The sequence below is a fragment of the Tateyamaria sp. LSS28 genome, from assembly GCF_059611725.1.
On the sequence record NZ_JCAPFI010000008.1, the window covers coordinates 162,181 to 177,014 of the forward strand.

14 protein-coding genes are annotated in these 14,834 nt (G+C 58.3%); 6 read left to right on the forward strand and 8 right to left on the reverse strand.

Translation table 11 applies throughout. The features are described 5' to 3' along the window. Window positions 1–81 precede the first annotated feature (81 nt). Complete coding sequence (locus AC53L6_RS21745; protein ID WP_496909351.1) at window positions 82–2,169, forward strand: dipeptide ABC transporter ATP-binding protein; 2,088 nt, start codon at window positions 82–84, stop codon at window positions 2,167–2,169. Here AC53L6_RS21745 and AC53L6_RS21750 read toward each other — a convergent pair whose 3' ends face one another. Then, window positions 2,170–2,655, reverse strand: coding sequence for a hypothetical protein (locus tag AC53L6_RS21750; protein ID WP_496909352.1), 486 nt, complete (start codon window positions 2,653–2,655; stop codon window positions 2,170–2,172). Between the two features lie 112 nt (window positions 2,656–2,767). Continuing rightward, on the reverse strand, window positions 2,768–3,355 hold the full coding sequence (locus AC53L6_RS21755; protein ID WP_496909353.1) for a lytic transglycosylase domain-containing protein: 588 nt from the start codon (window positions 3,353–3,355) through the stop codon (window positions 2,768–2,770). A 173-nt stretch (window positions 3,356–3,528) separates the two neighbouring features. Here AC53L6_RS21755 and ssb point away from each other — a divergent pair, with 173 nt between their 5' ends. Beyond that, a complete protein-coding gene (gene ssb / locus AC53L6_RS21760) occupies window positions 3,529–4,035 on the forward strand; it encodes a single-stranded DNA-binding protein (protein WP_496909354.1) in 507 nt (168 codons plus the stop codon). A 66-nt stretch (window positions 4,036–4,101) separates the two neighbouring features. Here ssb and AC53L6_RS21765 read toward each other — a convergent pair whose 3' ends face one another. From AC53L6_RS21765 to AC53L6_RS21775, 3 genes are read right to left on the reverse strand one after another with little or no spacing between them, the layout of a single operon-like run. Next, window positions 4,102–4,698: a pyridoxamine 5'-phosphate oxidase family protein gene (locus tag AC53L6_RS21765; RefSeq protein WP_496909355.1), complete on the reverse strand. Its 597-nt coding sequence runs from the start codon at window positions 4,696–4,698 to the stop codon at window positions 4,102–4,104. Between the two features lie 24 nt (window positions 4,699–4,722). Next, on the reverse strand, window positions 4,723–5,835 hold the full coding sequence (gene aroB / locus AC53L6_RS21770; protein ID WP_496909356.1) for a 3-dehydroquinate synthase: 1,113 nt from the start codon (window positions 5,833–5,835) through the stop codon (window positions 4,723–4,725). Continuing rightward, window positions 5,828–6,415 carry a shikimate kinase gene (locus AC53L6_RS21775; protein ID WP_299702733.1) on the reverse strand — a complete coding sequence of 196 codons (588 nt, stop codon included), beginning with the start codon at window positions 6,413–6,415 and terminating at the stop codon, window positions 5,828–5,830. Before AC53L6_RS21775 ends, aroB begins: the two co-directional genes overlap by 8 nt. Window positions 6,416–6,508: 93 nt before the next feature. Here AC53L6_RS21775 and AC53L6_RS21780 point away from each other — a divergent pair, with 93 nt between their 5' ends. Genes AC53L6_RS21780 through AC53L6_RS21790 form a run of 3 tightly spaced genes read left to right on the forward strand, consistent with a single transcriptional unit; the run spans window position 6,509 to window position 9,145 of the window. Further along, window positions 6,509–6,658 (forward strand): hypothetical protein, encoded by a 150-nt coding sequence (locus AC53L6_RS21780; protein WP_189368471.1) that lies wholly within the window; start codon window positions 6,509–6,511, stop codon window positions 6,656–6,658. Further along, window positions 6,648–8,186, forward strand: a complete 1,539-nt coding sequence (locus AC53L6_RS21785) for a hypothetical protein (RefSeq protein ID WP_496909357.1) — start codon at window positions 6,648–6,650, stop codon at window positions 8,184–8,186. The genes AC53L6_RS21780 and AC53L6_RS21785 overlap by 11 nt, the downstream gene beginning before the upstream one ends. Then, entirely contained in the window at window positions 8,183–9,145 is a 963-nt protein-coding gene (locus AC53L6_RS21790) for a site-specific tyrosine recombinase XerD (RefSeq protein WP_496909358.1), read from the forward strand. The genes AC53L6_RS21785 and AC53L6_RS21790 overlap by 4 nt, the downstream gene beginning before the upstream one ends. Here AC53L6_RS21790 and AC53L6_RS21795 read toward each other — a convergent pair. Further along, window positions 9,085–10,005: a metallophosphoesterase family protein gene (locus AC53L6_RS21795; protein ID WP_496909359.1), complete on the reverse strand. Its 921-nt coding sequence runs from the start codon at window positions 10,003–10,005 to the stop codon at window positions 9,085–9,087. The genes AC53L6_RS21790 and AC53L6_RS21795 overlap by 61 nt on opposite strands. Here AC53L6_RS21795 and AC53L6_RS21800 point away from each other — a divergent pair. Continuing rightward, a complete protein-coding gene (locus tag AC53L6_RS21800) occupies window positions 9,962–11,272 on the forward strand; it encodes an HlyC/CorC family transporter (protein WP_299207023.1) in 1,311 nt (436 codons plus the stop codon). The two genes, AC53L6_RS21795 and AC53L6_RS21800, sit on opposite strands and share 44 nt — an antisense overlap. A 6-nt stretch (window positions 11,273–11,278) precedes the next feature. Here the strand turns inward: AC53L6_RS21800 and AC53L6_RS21805 are convergent, their stop codons facing one another. Next, entirely contained in the window at window positions 11,279–11,872 is a 594-nt protein-coding gene (locus AC53L6_RS21805) for a LytTR family DNA-binding domain-containing protein (protein ID WP_299748781.1), read from the reverse strand. A 370-nt stretch (window positions 11,873–12,242) separates the two neighbouring features. Continuing rightward, complete coding sequence (locus AC53L6_RS21810) at window positions 12,243–14,654, reverse strand: GcvT family protein (RefSeq protein WP_496909369.1); 2,412 nt, start codon at window positions 14,652–14,654, stop codon at window positions 12,243–12,245. Window positions 14,655–14,834 lie beyond the last annotated feature (180 nt).

Consider the following 14,834-nt stretch of genomic DNA (forward strand, 5'->3'; position numbering starts at 1 on the left):
GGGGCCAGTCCCCGGTCCCCAGAAGTTTATTTGGCAAGATGAAGGGCAAGACATCTTCACGGCCAAACGGGAGAGATGAGAATGGCAAAACTGGACTATGACGGCCCGATCCTCGAGATCGACAAGCTGAGCATCTCCTTCTTCACGCGGTTGCGGGAAATTCCGGCGGTCATGGACTTTTCGGTGACTGTGAAGCCGGGAGAGGCCGTGGGTCTCGTTGGTGAATCCGGGTGCGGCAAGTCCACTGTCGCCCTCGGGGTCATGCAGGACCTTGGCAAGAACGGGCGCATCGTCGGCGGGTCGATCAAGTTCAAGGGCCGCGACCTGCAAGAGATGAGCGCGGAGGATTTGCGCGACATCCGCGGGTCCGAGATTGCCATGATCTATCAGGAACCAATGGCATCGCTGAACCCGGCCATGAAGATCGGCAAGCAGTTGATGGAAGTGCCCATGATCCATCAGGGCATGTCGGAAAAAGACGCCCGCGCGCGTGCGCTGCAGGTGGTCACAGACGTCAAGCTGCCCGACCCCAAGCGTATATTGAACAGTTTTCCGCACCAGCTGTCTGGCGGGCAGCAGCAGCGTATCGTGATCGCCATGGCACTGATGTCCGAGCCATCGCTTCTGATCCTTGATGAACCAACCACTGCTTTAGACGTGACCGTAGAAGCTGCGGTTGTCGAACTGGTCAAGGACCTGGGCAAGAAATACGGCACCTCGATGCTGTTCATCTCGCACAACCTCGGCCTTGTGCTCGAAACATGCGACCGGATCTGCGTGATGTATTCAGGCGAAGCCGTTGAACGCGGATCGATCAAGCAGGTGTTTGACGAGATGCAGCACCCCTACACCCAAGCGCTGTTCCGTTCGATCCCCCTGCCCGGCGCAGACAAGAACGCGCGCCCGCTTGTTGCCATCCCCGGCAACTTCCCCCTGCCGCACGAACGTCCACCGGGTTGTAACTTCGGCCCGCGCTGCGACTACTTTGAAGAGGGTCGGTGCAACCAGGACACGACCATCCCAATGGCAGCGGCGAATGAGGATGCAAGCCACGAAACCCGCTGCCTTCGCTTTCAGGAGATTGATTGGAATGCGCCGATCACCCTGGGTGAGCAGAAGGAAAAGGGCGAAGTTGGCGATGTTGTTCTTAAGATGGACAATCTCAAGAAGTACTACGAGGTCGCTGCATCAGCCTTGTTTGGGGGTGGTGACAAGAAAGTGGTCAAGGCCAACGAAACGCTCAGCTTCGAAGCACGCGAGTCCGAAACACTCGCCATCGTGGGCGAATCCGGTTGCGGTAAATCGACCTTCGCCAAGGTGTTGATGGGCCTTGAGACAGCGACCGAAGGGTCCATCACACTCGGCAACAAAAACATTCAGGACGTGCCAATCGAGGACCGAGACACGCAAACGGTCGCGGATGTGCAAATGGTGTTTCAGAACCCGTTTGACACATTGAATCCATCAATGACCGTTGGCCGTCAGATCATCCGGGCACTTGAGATTTTCAAGGTCGGCAACAACGAAGCCGACCGCAAACAGCGGATGCTGGAGCTGTTGGATCTTGTGAAACTGCCACGCGCCTTTGCGGATCGTATGCCGCGTCAGTTGTCCGGGGGACAGAAACAACGCGTCGGCATCGCCCGCGCCTTTGCCGGAGACGCCAAGATTGTCGTCGCGGACGAACCTGTTTCAGCGCTCGACGTATCGGTTCAGGCCGCTGTGACCGATCTTTTGATGGAGATCCAGCGCGAGCAGAAGACGACATTGCTGTTCATCTCGCACGACCTGTCGATCGTCCGCTATCTCAGCGACCGAGTTATGGTGATGTATCTGGGACATGTGGTCGAACTTGGCTCGACCGAACAGGTCTTTGCCCCGCCCTACCATCCATACACCGAGGCATTGTTGTCAGCCGTGCCAATTGCCGACACGTCGGTGGAGAAGCAGCACATCGTGCTGGAGGGCGACATCCCATCCGCTATGAACCCGCCACCGGGCTGCCCGTTCCAGACGCGATGCCGGTGGAAGTCGGACGTGCCCGGCGGACTCTGCGAGAAAGAGGTGCCGCCGGTGCGTTTCCTTGCTGAAGGGCATCAGGTCAAATGTCACCTGGCGGAAGATATACTGGAACGGATGGAACCTGTCATAAAGGTTGCCGCTGAGTAATCAGAGGTATTCCGACGCAGCCGTGTAGTTCGACATGAACTGCCAGAAGGCGGGGATGGCAACCGTTTCGACCCAATAGCGCAGATCGGTGTAGTTGGCAGCCAAAACACCGATCATGTAAGCCGTCCAGAACTGCCACGCCCGCTGTGCCGTTCGTGAAAAGATCAGGGTCGCCAGAAATGAAAACGGTGCGATCACCACTGCTGCGATGTAACCCGCAATTTTGAAGTCGGCGAGGATCAGGCCATAAAGCGTCAGGTAGTCCAGCGTGATAATGAAAAGGAACCCGATATTGGATGCAAAGAGAAGACCCGCGATGCCACCCGCAATCGCCCCTGCCACCAACATGTCAAAGTGAAACCTCCGGTCCTTGTACGCCTCGTGCACAAGCTTTGCTCGGGGTGACACGACATCACTGGCGTTTCGCGCTTGGCCACTGTTAATACGGCTCAGTCGTTCTTCGAAGGTGGATTGACCAGGTTTCATGCGTGCCCCTCTCGCTACCGCTCAATTCCCGGCTTACGTGCATGGCATGGCGCATTTAAGGCAAAATTGGCACGATCAGAGGGCGTCCATTGAATAGGCCGCGAACAACGGGTTAGCTGCCCCAGATGACTTTCACATAGTTCCGGGTTTCACGAAATGGCGGAACGCCGTTGTACTTCTTCACAGCCCCCGGCCCGGCGTTGTAGGCCGCCAACGCAAGACGCCAGCTGCCAAAAGTGCGGTACTGCGCCTTGAGATAGCGTGCGCCGCCATCAAGGTTTTCGGCTGGATCGTTTCTGTCCACGCCCAAACTGCGCGCGGTTGCAGGCATCAATTGCGCAAGGCCGTACGCACCTTTGTGCGATTTGGCTTTCGCATTCCAGCCGCTCTCCTGTTGTACAAGGCGCAAGAACAGGTCTTCGGGCACCCCGTGACGGCGCGCAGCATCCTTGGCCATGTTCAGATACGGGCCGCGGTATTTTCCGCGAAACTTCTTCGTCTCGGTGTCCCACTTGGTTGGGGTCACCACCTTGGGCGGCTGCAAACGCACGGAATTGGAATACTGCGTCGAAGCGCGGCTATCCAACACCTTGGTTTGAGATTTGAACAAAGAACCACGGCTTTTGGTCGAAAGCGTCTGCGCCGCTCCAGCCTCAACCATGAAGGCAGCGATAATCGCCCCAGCCCAGAGTGCTCGCATCTTTCACTATCCCCAGATCTTACACTGCCACCATTTCTTGACGCGCAATATACGGCTTTTTTGCCATCGCGCCAGTCTTACGCGGTTTTACCCTGCATTAACCACGTGTAGTCTAGCCAGAACGCAAGGCCGTGGCACGGAATCAGCCCGGCATGGGACAAAAGGGGAAGAACATGGCAGGGTCCGTGAATAAGGTCATTCTGATCGGCAATCTGGGACGCGATCCCGAGGTGCGGACATTCCAGAACGGCGGCAAGGTGTGCAACCTGCGCATCGCAACGTCCGAGACATGGAAAGACCGCAACACCGGTGAACGCAAGGAGCGCACGGAATGGCATTCCGTTGCGATCTTCTCCGAACCGCTGGCGCGGGTGGCCGAGCAATATTTACGCAAGGGCTCGAAAGTGTATCTGGAAGGTCAGCTTGAGACACGCAAATGGCAGGACCAGTCGGGTCAGGACCGGTATTCAACCGAAGTGGTGCTGCGCCCCTATACGTCGACCCTGACCATGCTGGACGGCCGTGGCGAAGCTGGAGGCGGCGGTAACGTTGGCGGCGGCGGGGGCGGCGGCCAGATGGGCTATGATGATCGTGACGGCGGCTATGGCGGCGGGGGCGGTGGCAGCAGCCAACCCAGCCCGGCCCCAAGCCGCGATCTGGACGACGAAATTCCGTTCTAAGCAGCTCAGTCAAAAACAAAGGGCCCGTGTTGAAGACGCGGGCCCTTTGCTATTCAAACGCTGTATTCAGTACAACGTGTCTCGATACATTTTTTCGACCGCATCCTGACCCGTTCTTTCGTCCGGAAGCGAGGTGTGATCCCTAAGCATCTCAAGCAAGGTCGCAACTGGGCGGTTCGACGGCCAGCTGTCGGGCTTCCAAAGACCACCGCGCATCGGGGCCTTGCCGCAATGGGTATAGATTTCGTCTGCCGTGATGCGCAGCACTGTCTTGGGGCTACGACCGTTCACCTGGAACTGTTCACATAGCGCAGGATCATCGCTGATCTCCACTGTCCCATTCACGCGCAAGGTTTCATCCACGGTCGGGATCAAAAACAGCAGCGCCACTTTTGGATGCGCCAGAATGTTCAACAAGCTGTCGATACGGTTGTTGCCGGGACGGTCAGGCAACAGCAGCGTGGTGTCCGTTTCAACCGTGACGAACCCAGCCGGATCCCCTTTGGGTGAAATATCGAGGTTTTGCCCATCAGACGTGGCGAGCACGAGAAAAGTGGCATGTTCAATGAACTGTCGGCAATGCGTATCGAAGGACGTTATGACCTTTGCTGCAGCCCGTTCATGAACCTCACCATAAAGTGCCCGCAATCGTTCCGGTGTCATCTTACAATCTCCCTCTTCAAATAGTCACTTGTCCCGCAGTGCATCCTTCAAAACAGACATCACAGTATCCTCAGGGACATCCGATGTGACAAAGGCCTGACCTATGCCGCGGGCCAGGATGAAATTCAGCGTACCCGCCACAACCTTCTTGTCCTGCCCCATCAGGTTCAACAGACCAGCCGCATCCGGCAAATCGCCCGGAATGTCGGAAATGTCTGCCTTCATCCCCATCGCCTTGATATGCGCGCGCACCCGGCTGGGATCTTCCTGCGAACACAGCCCCAATCGCGCCGACAACTCGAAGGCCAGACCGCAACCGACGGCAACGCCCTCGCCATGCAGCAAGCGGTCCGAGTATCCAGTAGCAGCCTCTAGCGCGTGACAGAACGTATGGCCGAGGTTCAAAAGCGCCCTGTCCCCCTGCTCCGTCTCGTCACGGGTCACGATTTCAGCCTTCATTTCGACAGATCGTTTCACGGCCGCCACACGCAGTTCCATGTCACCTGCCGCCATCGCAGGCGCATTCTCCTCGAGCCATCCAAAGAACGCGGCATCGCCTAACAGGCCGTATTTCATCACCTCGCCATATCCCGCAAGGAAATCGCGCTCGGACAACGACGCCAATACATCCGTGTCGGCCAGGACGAGGCTGGGCTGGTGAAAGGCACCAGCAAGGTTTTTGCCCTGCGTGGTATTAATCCCCGTCTTGCCCCCGACCGAACTGTCGACCTGCGCCAACAGTGATGTGGGTACCTGCACAAACCGCACGCCGCGGCGCAGGATGGCACAGGCAAAGCCCACCAAGTCGCCAATGACGCCTCCGCCAAGAGCCACAACTACGTCGCGACGCTCAATCTTCTGGTCCAGCAACCACTCGGTGACCTGAGCGAGATGTGCCCAGCCCTTTGTCGCCTCACCGGGTGGCAACTCCAATGCAACCGCCTCAATCCCCGCATTGGCCAAGCCCGCACGCAAAGCGTCAAGATGCAGCGCCGCGACCCGCGTTTCAGTCACGATGGCAACACGTGGACGGGGCAAGAGCGGCGCAATCAACGTGCCAGCCTCGGCCAACAACCCGGGCCCGATCAGCACATCATACGCCCGGTCGCCCAGAGGCACGTGGACAGTCTCACGCATCCGTCTTCTCCAACACATCGGGTCGTTCCGCCAGCAACGTGGCAATCACACGGTCCACCATTTCCTCGATACTCAGGTTCGGCAGAGACACAACGGTCACATCTGCCAGCGCATAAAGCGGCACGCGTGCATCATAAATCTCGCCCAAGGTGGCGCGCGGATTGGGTGTGCGCAGCAAAGGCCGTGTATCTTTGTGGCGGACCCTTTGCCACAGCAGATCAAGGCTTGCATTCAGCCAGACAGACACGCCACGGGCCGTGATGTTGGTCCGGTTTTCTTCCGCCAAAAAAGCCCCACCACCGGTCGATAAAATACCCCGTTCCTCGTCCAACAGACGGGAAATCACCTGTGTTTCCTTGCTCCGAAAGAAAGGCTCGCCATCTCGCTCAAAAATCTCGGGTACGGTCATGTTGGCGGCGCTTTCAATCTCTGCGTCGCTGTCCAGAAACGGCACCCCCAGCCTCTGAGCCAGCGCACGACCCACGGCCGTCTTTCCCGCCCCCATCATGCCAACCATGACAACGGTCTTGTTCAGTCGGAAGCCTGCCCCCAAGTTGTTATTATGCTGATTTTCGCTCATATGGCCGTCAATGACGTGATTTTGCGAAAAAGGCCATATATGCTTTGAGCAAAACAAAGAACCACCAACAAGAATTCTGGGGCAGGCAAAAACATGATCCGTCTATTCAAGCTGTTGATCTTTCTAGCGATCATCGGATTCATTGGGCTGGTCGGGTATGCCTATGTGGGCGAGTATTTCGGCGCCAACTTCTCGCCCCCCCAGGATGAAACACGTGTGCCTGTCACATTGGATGCAGAATAGTTTTGGTCCTCTTCTTGCCGTGCTGATCAGCGCTGGCACCGGTCTGAATGGACAGGAACAGGCCACAGCCCCGCTGAGCGTGATAGACTGGCTTGATACGCAAGAGGCGGTTCAGGCGGCTCAACCCGTTCAACCTGAACCGGATGTCACGTCCAGCGGCATCGTACCGCAAGTCACCGTGCAACCGTTGGGCGATGATGCGGCACAGCGCGTCGGGCTCGCGCCCTCAAACGTGACCGGCCTTCCCGACACGCTTTGGTCTGCCAGCAACGGATCCGACTTGGCCGAAGCGGTCAAAGATCTGCCCGATACGTCATTACCTGCGCTGCAATCCCTCATCATGACCTTATTGCTGGCTGAAGCGAACCCGCCAGGTGGCGATGCGTCGGCCTTCGATCTGGCAAGGGTTGATGCACTTATGCGGTTCGGGGCGTTGGACCCCGCGCTTGCACTGCTTGAACAGACTGCCGTGAACCGCAGTTCCGCACACCTGAAACGCTACCTCGATTTGTCGCTGATCGCGGGAACCGAGGGGGGTGCTTGCGCTCTAACCACGCAAAACCCAAGTCTTTCACCCGCCAAGGTCTACGATGTCTTTTGTTCGGCGCGAGCCGGGGATTGGGATGACGCCGTACTGGTTTTAGGCACATCTCGCGCCCTCGGCCTCATTGAACCAGCGATGGCAGACGCGCTGGAGCGATTCCTAGATACCGAGCTGTTCGAAGGTGAGCCGCCCCTGCCCGTCCCGTCTACACCGGATCCGCTGGCTTTCCGCCTGTTCCAAGCCATTGGCACGCCAATCCCGACACGCGGATGGCCCGTTGCCTACGCCAACGCTGACTTGTCGCCCAACTCTGGCTGGAAGGCACAGTTGGAGGCAGCAGAGCGTCTGGCGCAACGCGGTGCGCTTGGCGACAACCGCCTTCTGGGCCTTTACACACAACGTCGGCCTGCGGCATCGGGCGGCGTGTGGGACCGGGTCGCCGCCGTGCAACGGTTCGAAACCGCGCTTTCGACAGGCAGCCCGGCCGCTGTCTCCAAGACGCTTCCCCGCGCATGGCGCGCAATGCGTGATGCTGGCTTGCAAACCGTCTTTGCCGGACTGTTCTCAGAAAAACTTTCCGAATTGGTCCTAAGCGGCGCAACAGCCGATCTTGCATTCGAGGTGCTATTGCTGTCCCCAAACTATGAAGTGGCCGCCGCACAATTCCCCGCCCGCGCCATGCGCCGCCCGGTGTTAAGTGCCGTCGCGGCGGGTTCCATACCGCCCGGTCTCAGCGCAGATGGGATTGAAGGGGCGATCGTTGCCGCATTCTCTGATGCACCACCAGACCCTCAGATCGTGGAATTAGCGCAGTCGGACGCTCTCGGGAACGCACTGCTGCAAAGTGTTGCACTGGCCCATGCCGGCAGTTCGGGCGACGTGGCGCAACTGACCACCGGTCTTGCAACGTTGCGCGCGCTTGGCCTCGAAGACGTGGCGCGACGCACTGCGCTGCAGGTTCTTTTGCTGAGAGGAACAGGATGAGCGACCGCTGGATCTCGACCTTTCTGGATGCGCAAGCGGCTGAACTGGGCGCTGCGCGCAACACGCTGTTGGCCTACGGTCGCGACCTCAAGGATGTTGGCGCTTGGCTGGTAAAGCAGAATGCCGAATTTGAAACTGCGACAACCGCGCAGATCGAAGCCTACCTGATCCATTGCGACGCGCAGGGCCTTGCCAAGTCCACCCGCGCCCGTCGTCTGTCCGCCATCAAGCAGCTTTATCGCTTCGCTTTTGAAGAAGGATGGCGCAGCGACAATCCCGCCATCCAGATCGCAAGCCCCGGTCAGGACAAACGCCTGCCCAAAACGCTTGACGAAGATGAGGTGGAGCGCCTTTTGACATCGGCGCGCGCCTTTGGGCGTGGCGAACATGACCAGCTGCGCGACACCTGCCTGATGGAGCTGCTCTATGCCACGGGCATGCGGGTCAGTGAGTTGGTCAGCCTGCCTGTGTCGTCAGCCCGTGGCGATCCCCAGATGCTCCTGATCCTGGGCAAAGGCGGCAAGGAACGGATGGTTCCCCTGTCGCCTTCGGCCCGTCTTTCGTTGTTCGAATGGATCAAGCTGCGCGACGCCAAACAACAAAAGCTGGAAGACAAGGGCACCGCGCCATCTCGCTTCCTCTTTCCCTCCCGCGGGGCATCCGGCTATTTGACCCGCCACTGGTTCTACGCCCGGATCAAATCACTGGCTGTCCATGCTGGTGTTGATCCCAACAAGGTGACCCCGCATACCCTGCGCCACGCCTTTGCAACACATCTCTTGGCGGGCGGCGCTGATCTGCGGGCGATTCAGACAATGCTGGGCCACGCCGATGTCGCAACGACCGAGATTTATACGCATGTGGTCGATGAACGCCTGACGCAACTTGTGCTAGATCATCACCCACTGGCCAAAGACAGCCGTAAATCAGGGGGCAACACATCCTCCGAAGGCCAGTGACCCGAGCGCAGAGCCTCGTGATACCCATGCGTCAAACCGGCGGCTTCCATGTCTCTGACAGCACCGCCCACATCATATTTCAGACGATGCAGGCTGAGCTGCCCAGATGTCAGCGTTGCATAGGCCGTGTCACAGCTGCCATCATGCGGAGGCATGCCAACGACGCCCGCATTGATCCATTCACCAGTGCCAACCGGACGCCGAAACGGAATGCCCGAATGACCAGAGATCACATGATCCAGCGGACCAATGATGGCCTCCAAAGCCCGGTACTCGACCTCGAACGCATCAGCGGGTGAGGTTGACCACAAGAACCGGGCCACATCCGTCACCCCGCCGTGAATGACACCGTAGCGCGCGCCGCAATGCAAAAAGGTGATGATGTCGGGCAAGGCCCGCATCCAGTTGCGATCCTCAGACCCGATCTGACCGTCGGCAAACCGATACCATCCCACAGACAGCAGGTCGCATGAGCTTCCCTCTTCAAACCCGCATCCGCAATCAGCGGCCCCCTCCGCCAACTGTATCTCGCAATTGCCTGCAATCACCGCGCATCTCGCAGCGCGGATCGCGGCAACGGTTTCGGCAGGCCGCCCGCAATAGGCAACCACGTCGCCTGTGCAAATGGCATATGCGCCTCGCGCCCCGACCTCGGCCAGAACAGCCTCGGTCGCCTGAAGGTTCGAGTATGGGCCACCAAAGATCAGCACCTGATCATCAATCACGCCCAAATCCTGCACGCGCATCCTGTCGCATCCCTTGATTGCGTCGTCTGTCACCCCCATAACCGATCCAAGATCAAAGGATAAATCACGAATGGACGACCCCTCATCGACGCTCGACGCGGCGTTCTGGATCACAAGCGCTGTGATCCTTGGCTTGCTGGTCATGTCCGGCTTTTTCTCCGGCTCGGAAACCGCGCTGACCGCCGCGTCGCGGGGCAAATTGCGGGCCAAGGCCGACAAAGGATCGCGCGGTGCCGAACGGGCACTTCAGATCACCGAGGACAACGAAAGGCTGATTGGTTCGGTCCTGCTGGGCAACAACCTCGTCAACATCCTTGCCACTTCGCTGGCCACGGCGATCTTCACGCGGGCCTTCGGGGAATCCGGCGTGGCACTGGCCACATTGGTCATGACACTGCTTGTCCTGATTTTTGCAGAGGTGCTGCCAAAGACCTATGCCATCACGAACTCCGAAACCGCCGCATCGCTTGTCTCGCGCCCAATCTCTCTTGTGGTGACCGTCTTTTCCCCGATCGTTTCGGCGGTTCGCCTGCTGGTGCGCGGTGTCTTGCGGGTGTTTGGCGTCACGATTGATCCCGACAGCCACATCATGGCGGTGCGCGAGGAGATCGCGGGCGCCCTGCAACTGGGCCATTCCGAAGGCGTCGTGGAAAAGGAAGATCGTGACCGCATCCTCGGCGCACTGGATCTGGGTGACCGTGTGGTCGAAGAAATCATGCTGCATCGCTCTGGTATTGAAATGATTGATGCAGAGGACGATCCGCAGGCCATCCTGGAACAGTGTCTGAAATCAAACCACACGCGCCTTCCGGTCTATCGCGGAGAGCAGGAAAACATCACCGGTGTGATCCACGCCAAGGACCTTTTGCGCGCCATGTATCAAGTGATTGGCGGACCCGAAGGGGACGCAGCGGCGCTTAAATCATTCGACATCAGTCAGGTGGCAATGCCGCCCTACTTCGTGCCCGAGACGACCACTCTCGATGACCAGATGCGGCAATTCCTGCGCATGCGCACCCACTTTGCACTTGTGGTGGATGAATATGGCTCGCTCCAAGGTCTGATCACGCTTGAGGACATCCTCGAAGAAATCGTTGGTGAGATCACGGATGAGTTCGACCCGGACGGTGAGCATGCCGTACAACGTGGCGAAGACGGGCATTTCCACATCGACGGCGCCATGACGATCCGCGATCTCAACCGTGCAACGGATTGGAACCTGCCAGATGACGAAGCAAACACCGTTGCGGGGTTGGTGATTCACGAGGCCCAGACAATCCCCACAATCGGTCAGGTCTTCAGCTTCCATGGTTTCCGGTTCGAAGTGACAGCGCGCGAAGGAAACCGGATCACTGCATTGAGAATTCAGACGCTCGACTAGCGTGTCTTACAAAAGCTCTTTGGTATCGCTGTGCGTGCTGACCCACGCGCGCACATCATCGAGACGACCGCGGGCAACGGGGATTTCCTGACCATCGGTCAGGGTCAATTTCGAACCGGACAAGGATCGCGCGGTCTGGCGAGCAACCCAGTGTGACCGGTGCGTTTGGATTCCATCTTCCGGACTGACCTGGTCGAGGAATGTCGCCATACGTTCGCGGATAATCTCCACCTTGCCCGACATGTAGATTTCCAGATGGTGCTCAGCCGCCTTGACGCGCGAAATTTGTGTCAGCCCCACTTTGCGGCCTGCCAAAGTGATATCGCGACCCGCACTCTTGATTGCCTTGCGTGCACGCTGCGCTGGTAACAGCCAAAGCAAGGCCACAGTTTCGAAGACATGAGCAACGAACACGTTCCTCAAATTCATCTGCCACGTCATGGAACCAAATGCAGGTTTGCCAGGTTCAAACAAGATCGTCAGCCCGCCGGCCGTAAGGTAAGTGGAAGCCAGCACCAATGGAGATGAGAGGATAATCAAGGGAATCGGGCCGCCAAAGGTCGACCGCCAGATGCGGCAGGTGGCCAGCGCATAGAACATGGACAAGAACAGGTACAAAAAAAGCGCTACAAACCAGAACGCCAATCGTAGCCCGAAGCTTTCAAACTGCGGCAAAGTCACAGGATGGCCGGTTGCCATGATGAAGAAGCCGACGAGCACCAGAAGCCACATCTGCCAAGACGTATACAGCTCGTGCATTTCGCGTATCGTGAAGTGCGCCCGGTCGCCATTCGAGACAAAAACCTGCACTTCGTGGTTGAAAACCTTCCTCAACATGAAGGCTGCCTACCATGTGACGCTAATTAGAGTAAATGCGTTGCAAAGGTCTATTGGGTGTATACGGCAGGCAATTCGGTGTCAGTTACAGGTTTGTATCGATTGGTGTTTCCTTTCGTCTACACCGTGCACGTTATGATCTCAGGCGAGTACCATCCGGGTCGAACGGAGGTTTTTCCAGTATCTTTGCCCTATGGCTCCTCCCAAGAACCATAACGTCAACCAGATCCCCCGGCTTTGCCCCACTAACGAACCCCAGCGCGAGGCTCATTCCGACGCTGTAACCATACGCACCCGACGTGACCCTGCCAATTCCAACACCGTCTTGAAAAATAGGCTCTCCGCCGGTGGCATCAGCGCCGGATGCACGCGCGCTCGCCTCATCCAGATGCAATAGCACCAGCAATTCGCGTGAAGTTTCAGCACTGCTTTTCTCGACGGCCGCCTTGTTCAGGAAATCCTTGTCCATTTTCACCAAACTGTCCAAGCCAACTTCTTGTGGCCAGTATTCAGGGCTGTACTCCCGGCCCCACGATCCATAACCCTTTTCAATCCGAAGGCTCATAAGCGCACGGCTTCCAACCGGGCCAACACCCATATCCGCGCCCGCATCGATCAATGCAGAATACAGCCTCACCTGATCTTCGGCGCGGCAATGCAATTCCCAGCCCAGATCTCCTGTGAAAGAAACACGCAGAGCCAGGGTTTTGACCCCCGCAACCTCAATCCACTGCGACCGCATGAACGGAAACGCATCAGTGCCCAAGGACGTGTTGGTCAAGCGCTGCAACAGCGCGCGGCTGTCTGGACCGGCAACATTGAACCCACACATTGCGTCTGTACAGCTTTCAAAGGTGGTTCCAAGGGGCAGAGGTATCTCTTTAAAAAAGCGCTGGTGATAGCGCTCGGCCATGCCAGAACCGATGATCCAAAACTCTTCCTCTGCCAGTCGGGTCACAGTGAAGTCCCCGGCAATTCCACCGCGTTTTCCGATCAGCGGCGTCAGACAGGAACGTCCAACAGCTTTTGGCATCCGGTTGGCAAAGACCGCGTTCAGCCAGTCCTCTGCGTCCGGGCCCTTGCACACATATTTGGCGAAATTCGAGATATCGATGATCCCGGCCCGGTCACGCAGCATGCGGGCCTCGGCCCCGACAACATCCCACCACGGCTGACGCGTAAATCCGGCGGTATCCTCCACATCACCGAAATACAACGGATGCTCCCATCCGTAATTCAGGCCCATCCTGGCCTTCATGTCGCGCTGCATCTCGTAAACGGGACGGGTACGCACGGGCCGACCGGCCTCACGCTCTTCCCCTGGAAAATGGATCTTGAACCGATGCGCATATTGGTCACCGACACGCGCCTTCGTGAATGCTTTGCCCGCCCACTGGCCGAACCGGGCCATATCCCAGGCAAACATGTCGTACTTGGTTTCCCCCTCGACAATCCACTCTGCCGCCAACAGCCCCATACCCCCGGATTGCGAGAAGCCCGGAATGATACCGTTGCAACAAAAGTAACCGGTCAGTTCCGGCACCGGGCCAAACAAAACATTCGAATCCGGTGACCAGATCATCGGGCCATTGATCACCCGTTTGATCCCGGCGGTCCCGATGACCGGCACCCGCTCAATGGCGCGCATCATGTTATCTTCGATACGCTCAAGATCATCCGCAAACAATTCATGGCCAAAACCCTGCGGCGTGCCGTCCTCCGCCCAGAACCGCACGTCCTTTTCGTAGGCGCCCACAAGCAGGCCCTGCCCCTCTTGGCGCAGGTAATATTCGCCATCCCGATCCGCGACAGAGGGCAAACGGCGGTCCATCGCCGCCACCTCTGCGATAGTGTCCGTCACGAAATACTGATGCTCTGTCGGTTGCAAAGGCAGGTCAACCCCAGCCAGTGCAGCCACCTCACGTCCCCACAGTCCGGCAGCATTCACAACCCACGGCGTTGCAATATCGCCCTGCTCTGTCCGGACAATCCAAGTGCCATCCGCTTGCTGCTCTGTCCCGGTGACCGGGCAAAACCGGATAATCTCTGCCCCGTTCTGGCGCGCACCGGTCGCATAGGCATTGGTGACCCCAGATGGATCGACATTCCCTCCATCCGGCTCCCACATGATGCAACGCACACCATCAAAGTTGACCAGCGGGTGCAGGCGCTCCGCCTCGCCCCGACTGACCTCGTGGAAGTTCATCCCGTACAGCTTGGCCTTCGCCGCTTGCAGTCGCAGCTGATGGTCACGTGCTTCGGTCTGGGCCAGGTACAACGACCCCGGCTGAAACACCCCGCAGCCCTGCCCGGTTTCCTGTTCCAACTCCTTGTAAAGACCCATCGTGTAGTGCTGGATGCGGCTGATGTTGGTACTGTCGTGCAGGCCGTGGATATTGGCAGCCGCGTGCCACGTGGACCCGCTGGTCAGCTCATCCCGTTCCAACAGGACAACGTCGGTCCATCCCAGTTTCGTCAGGTGATACAGGATCGAACAGCCAATGACGCCGCCGCCAATCACGACGGCCTGTGCATGGGTACGCATGGGGGGTGCCTTTGCAACTGTTTCGCTGACGTTCACCCTGCGTCCGGGCGCGGCCCGTTGATTGCCCCGGCGCGACATGCCGCGTCGCTCGCGGAATAACGCGGGCGGATTGCCCATTCTCCGGCTCCCGGAACAATCGGTATGTTGCTGTTGGCATATCAGGCGCGTGCCAGCGCATCA

Excerpts from the sequence above, each read along its gene's own strand:
- AC53L6_RS21780 (WP_189368471.1), top strand. The coding sequence starts at position 6,509 with ATGATCCGTCTATTCAAGCTGTTGATCTTTCTAGCGATCATCGGATTC.
- AC53L6_RS21775 (WP_299702733.1), bottom strand. The coding sequence starts at position 6,415 with ATGAGCGAAAATCAGCATAATAACAACTTGGGGGCAGGCTTCCGACTG.
- AC53L6_RS21800 (WP_299207023.1), top strand. The coding sequence starts at position 9,962 with ATGGACGACCCCTCATCGACGCTCGACGCGGCGTTCTGGATCACAAGC.
- aroB (WP_496909356.1), bottom strand. The coding sequence starts at position 5,835 with ATGCGTGAGACTGTCCACGTGCCTCTGGGCGACCGGGCGTATGATGTG.
- AC53L6_RS21755 (WP_496909353.1), bottom strand. The coding sequence starts at position 3,355 with ATGCGAGCACTCTGGGCTGGGGCGATTATCGCTGCCTTCATGGTTGAG.
- AC53L6_RS21750 (WP_496909352.1), bottom strand. The coding sequence starts at position 2,655 with ATGAAACCTGGTCAATCCACCTTCGAAGAACGACTGAGCCGTATTAAC.
- AC53L6_RS21765 (WP_496909355.1), bottom strand. The coding sequence starts at position 4,698 with ATGACACCGGAACGATTGCGGGCACTTTATGGTGAGGTTCATGAACGG.
- AC53L6_RS21810 (WP_496909369.1), bottom strand. The coding sequence starts at position 14,654 with ATGCGTACCCATGCACAGGCCGTCGTGATTGGCGGCGGCGTCATTGGC.
- AC53L6_RS21790 (WP_496909358.1), top strand. The coding sequence starts at position 8,183 with ATGAGCGACCGCTGGATCTCGACCTTTCTGGATGCGCAAGCGGCTGAA.
- ssb (WP_496909354.1), top strand. The coding sequence starts at position 3,529 with ATGGCAGGGTCCGTGAATAAGGTCATTCTGATCGGCAATCTGGGACGC.
- AC53L6_RS21745 (WP_496909351.1), top strand. The coding sequence starts at position 82 with ATGGCAAAACTGGACTATGACGGCCCGATCCTCGAGATCGACAAGCTG.
- AC53L6_RS21805 (WP_299748781.1), bottom strand. The coding sequence starts at position 11,872 with ATGTTCTATGCGCTGGCCACCTGCCGCATCTGGCGGTCGACCTTTGGC.
- AC53L6_RS21785 (WP_496909357.1), top strand. The coding sequence starts at position 6,648 with ATGCAGAATAGTTTTGGTCCTCTTCTTGCCGTGCTGATCAGCGCTGGC.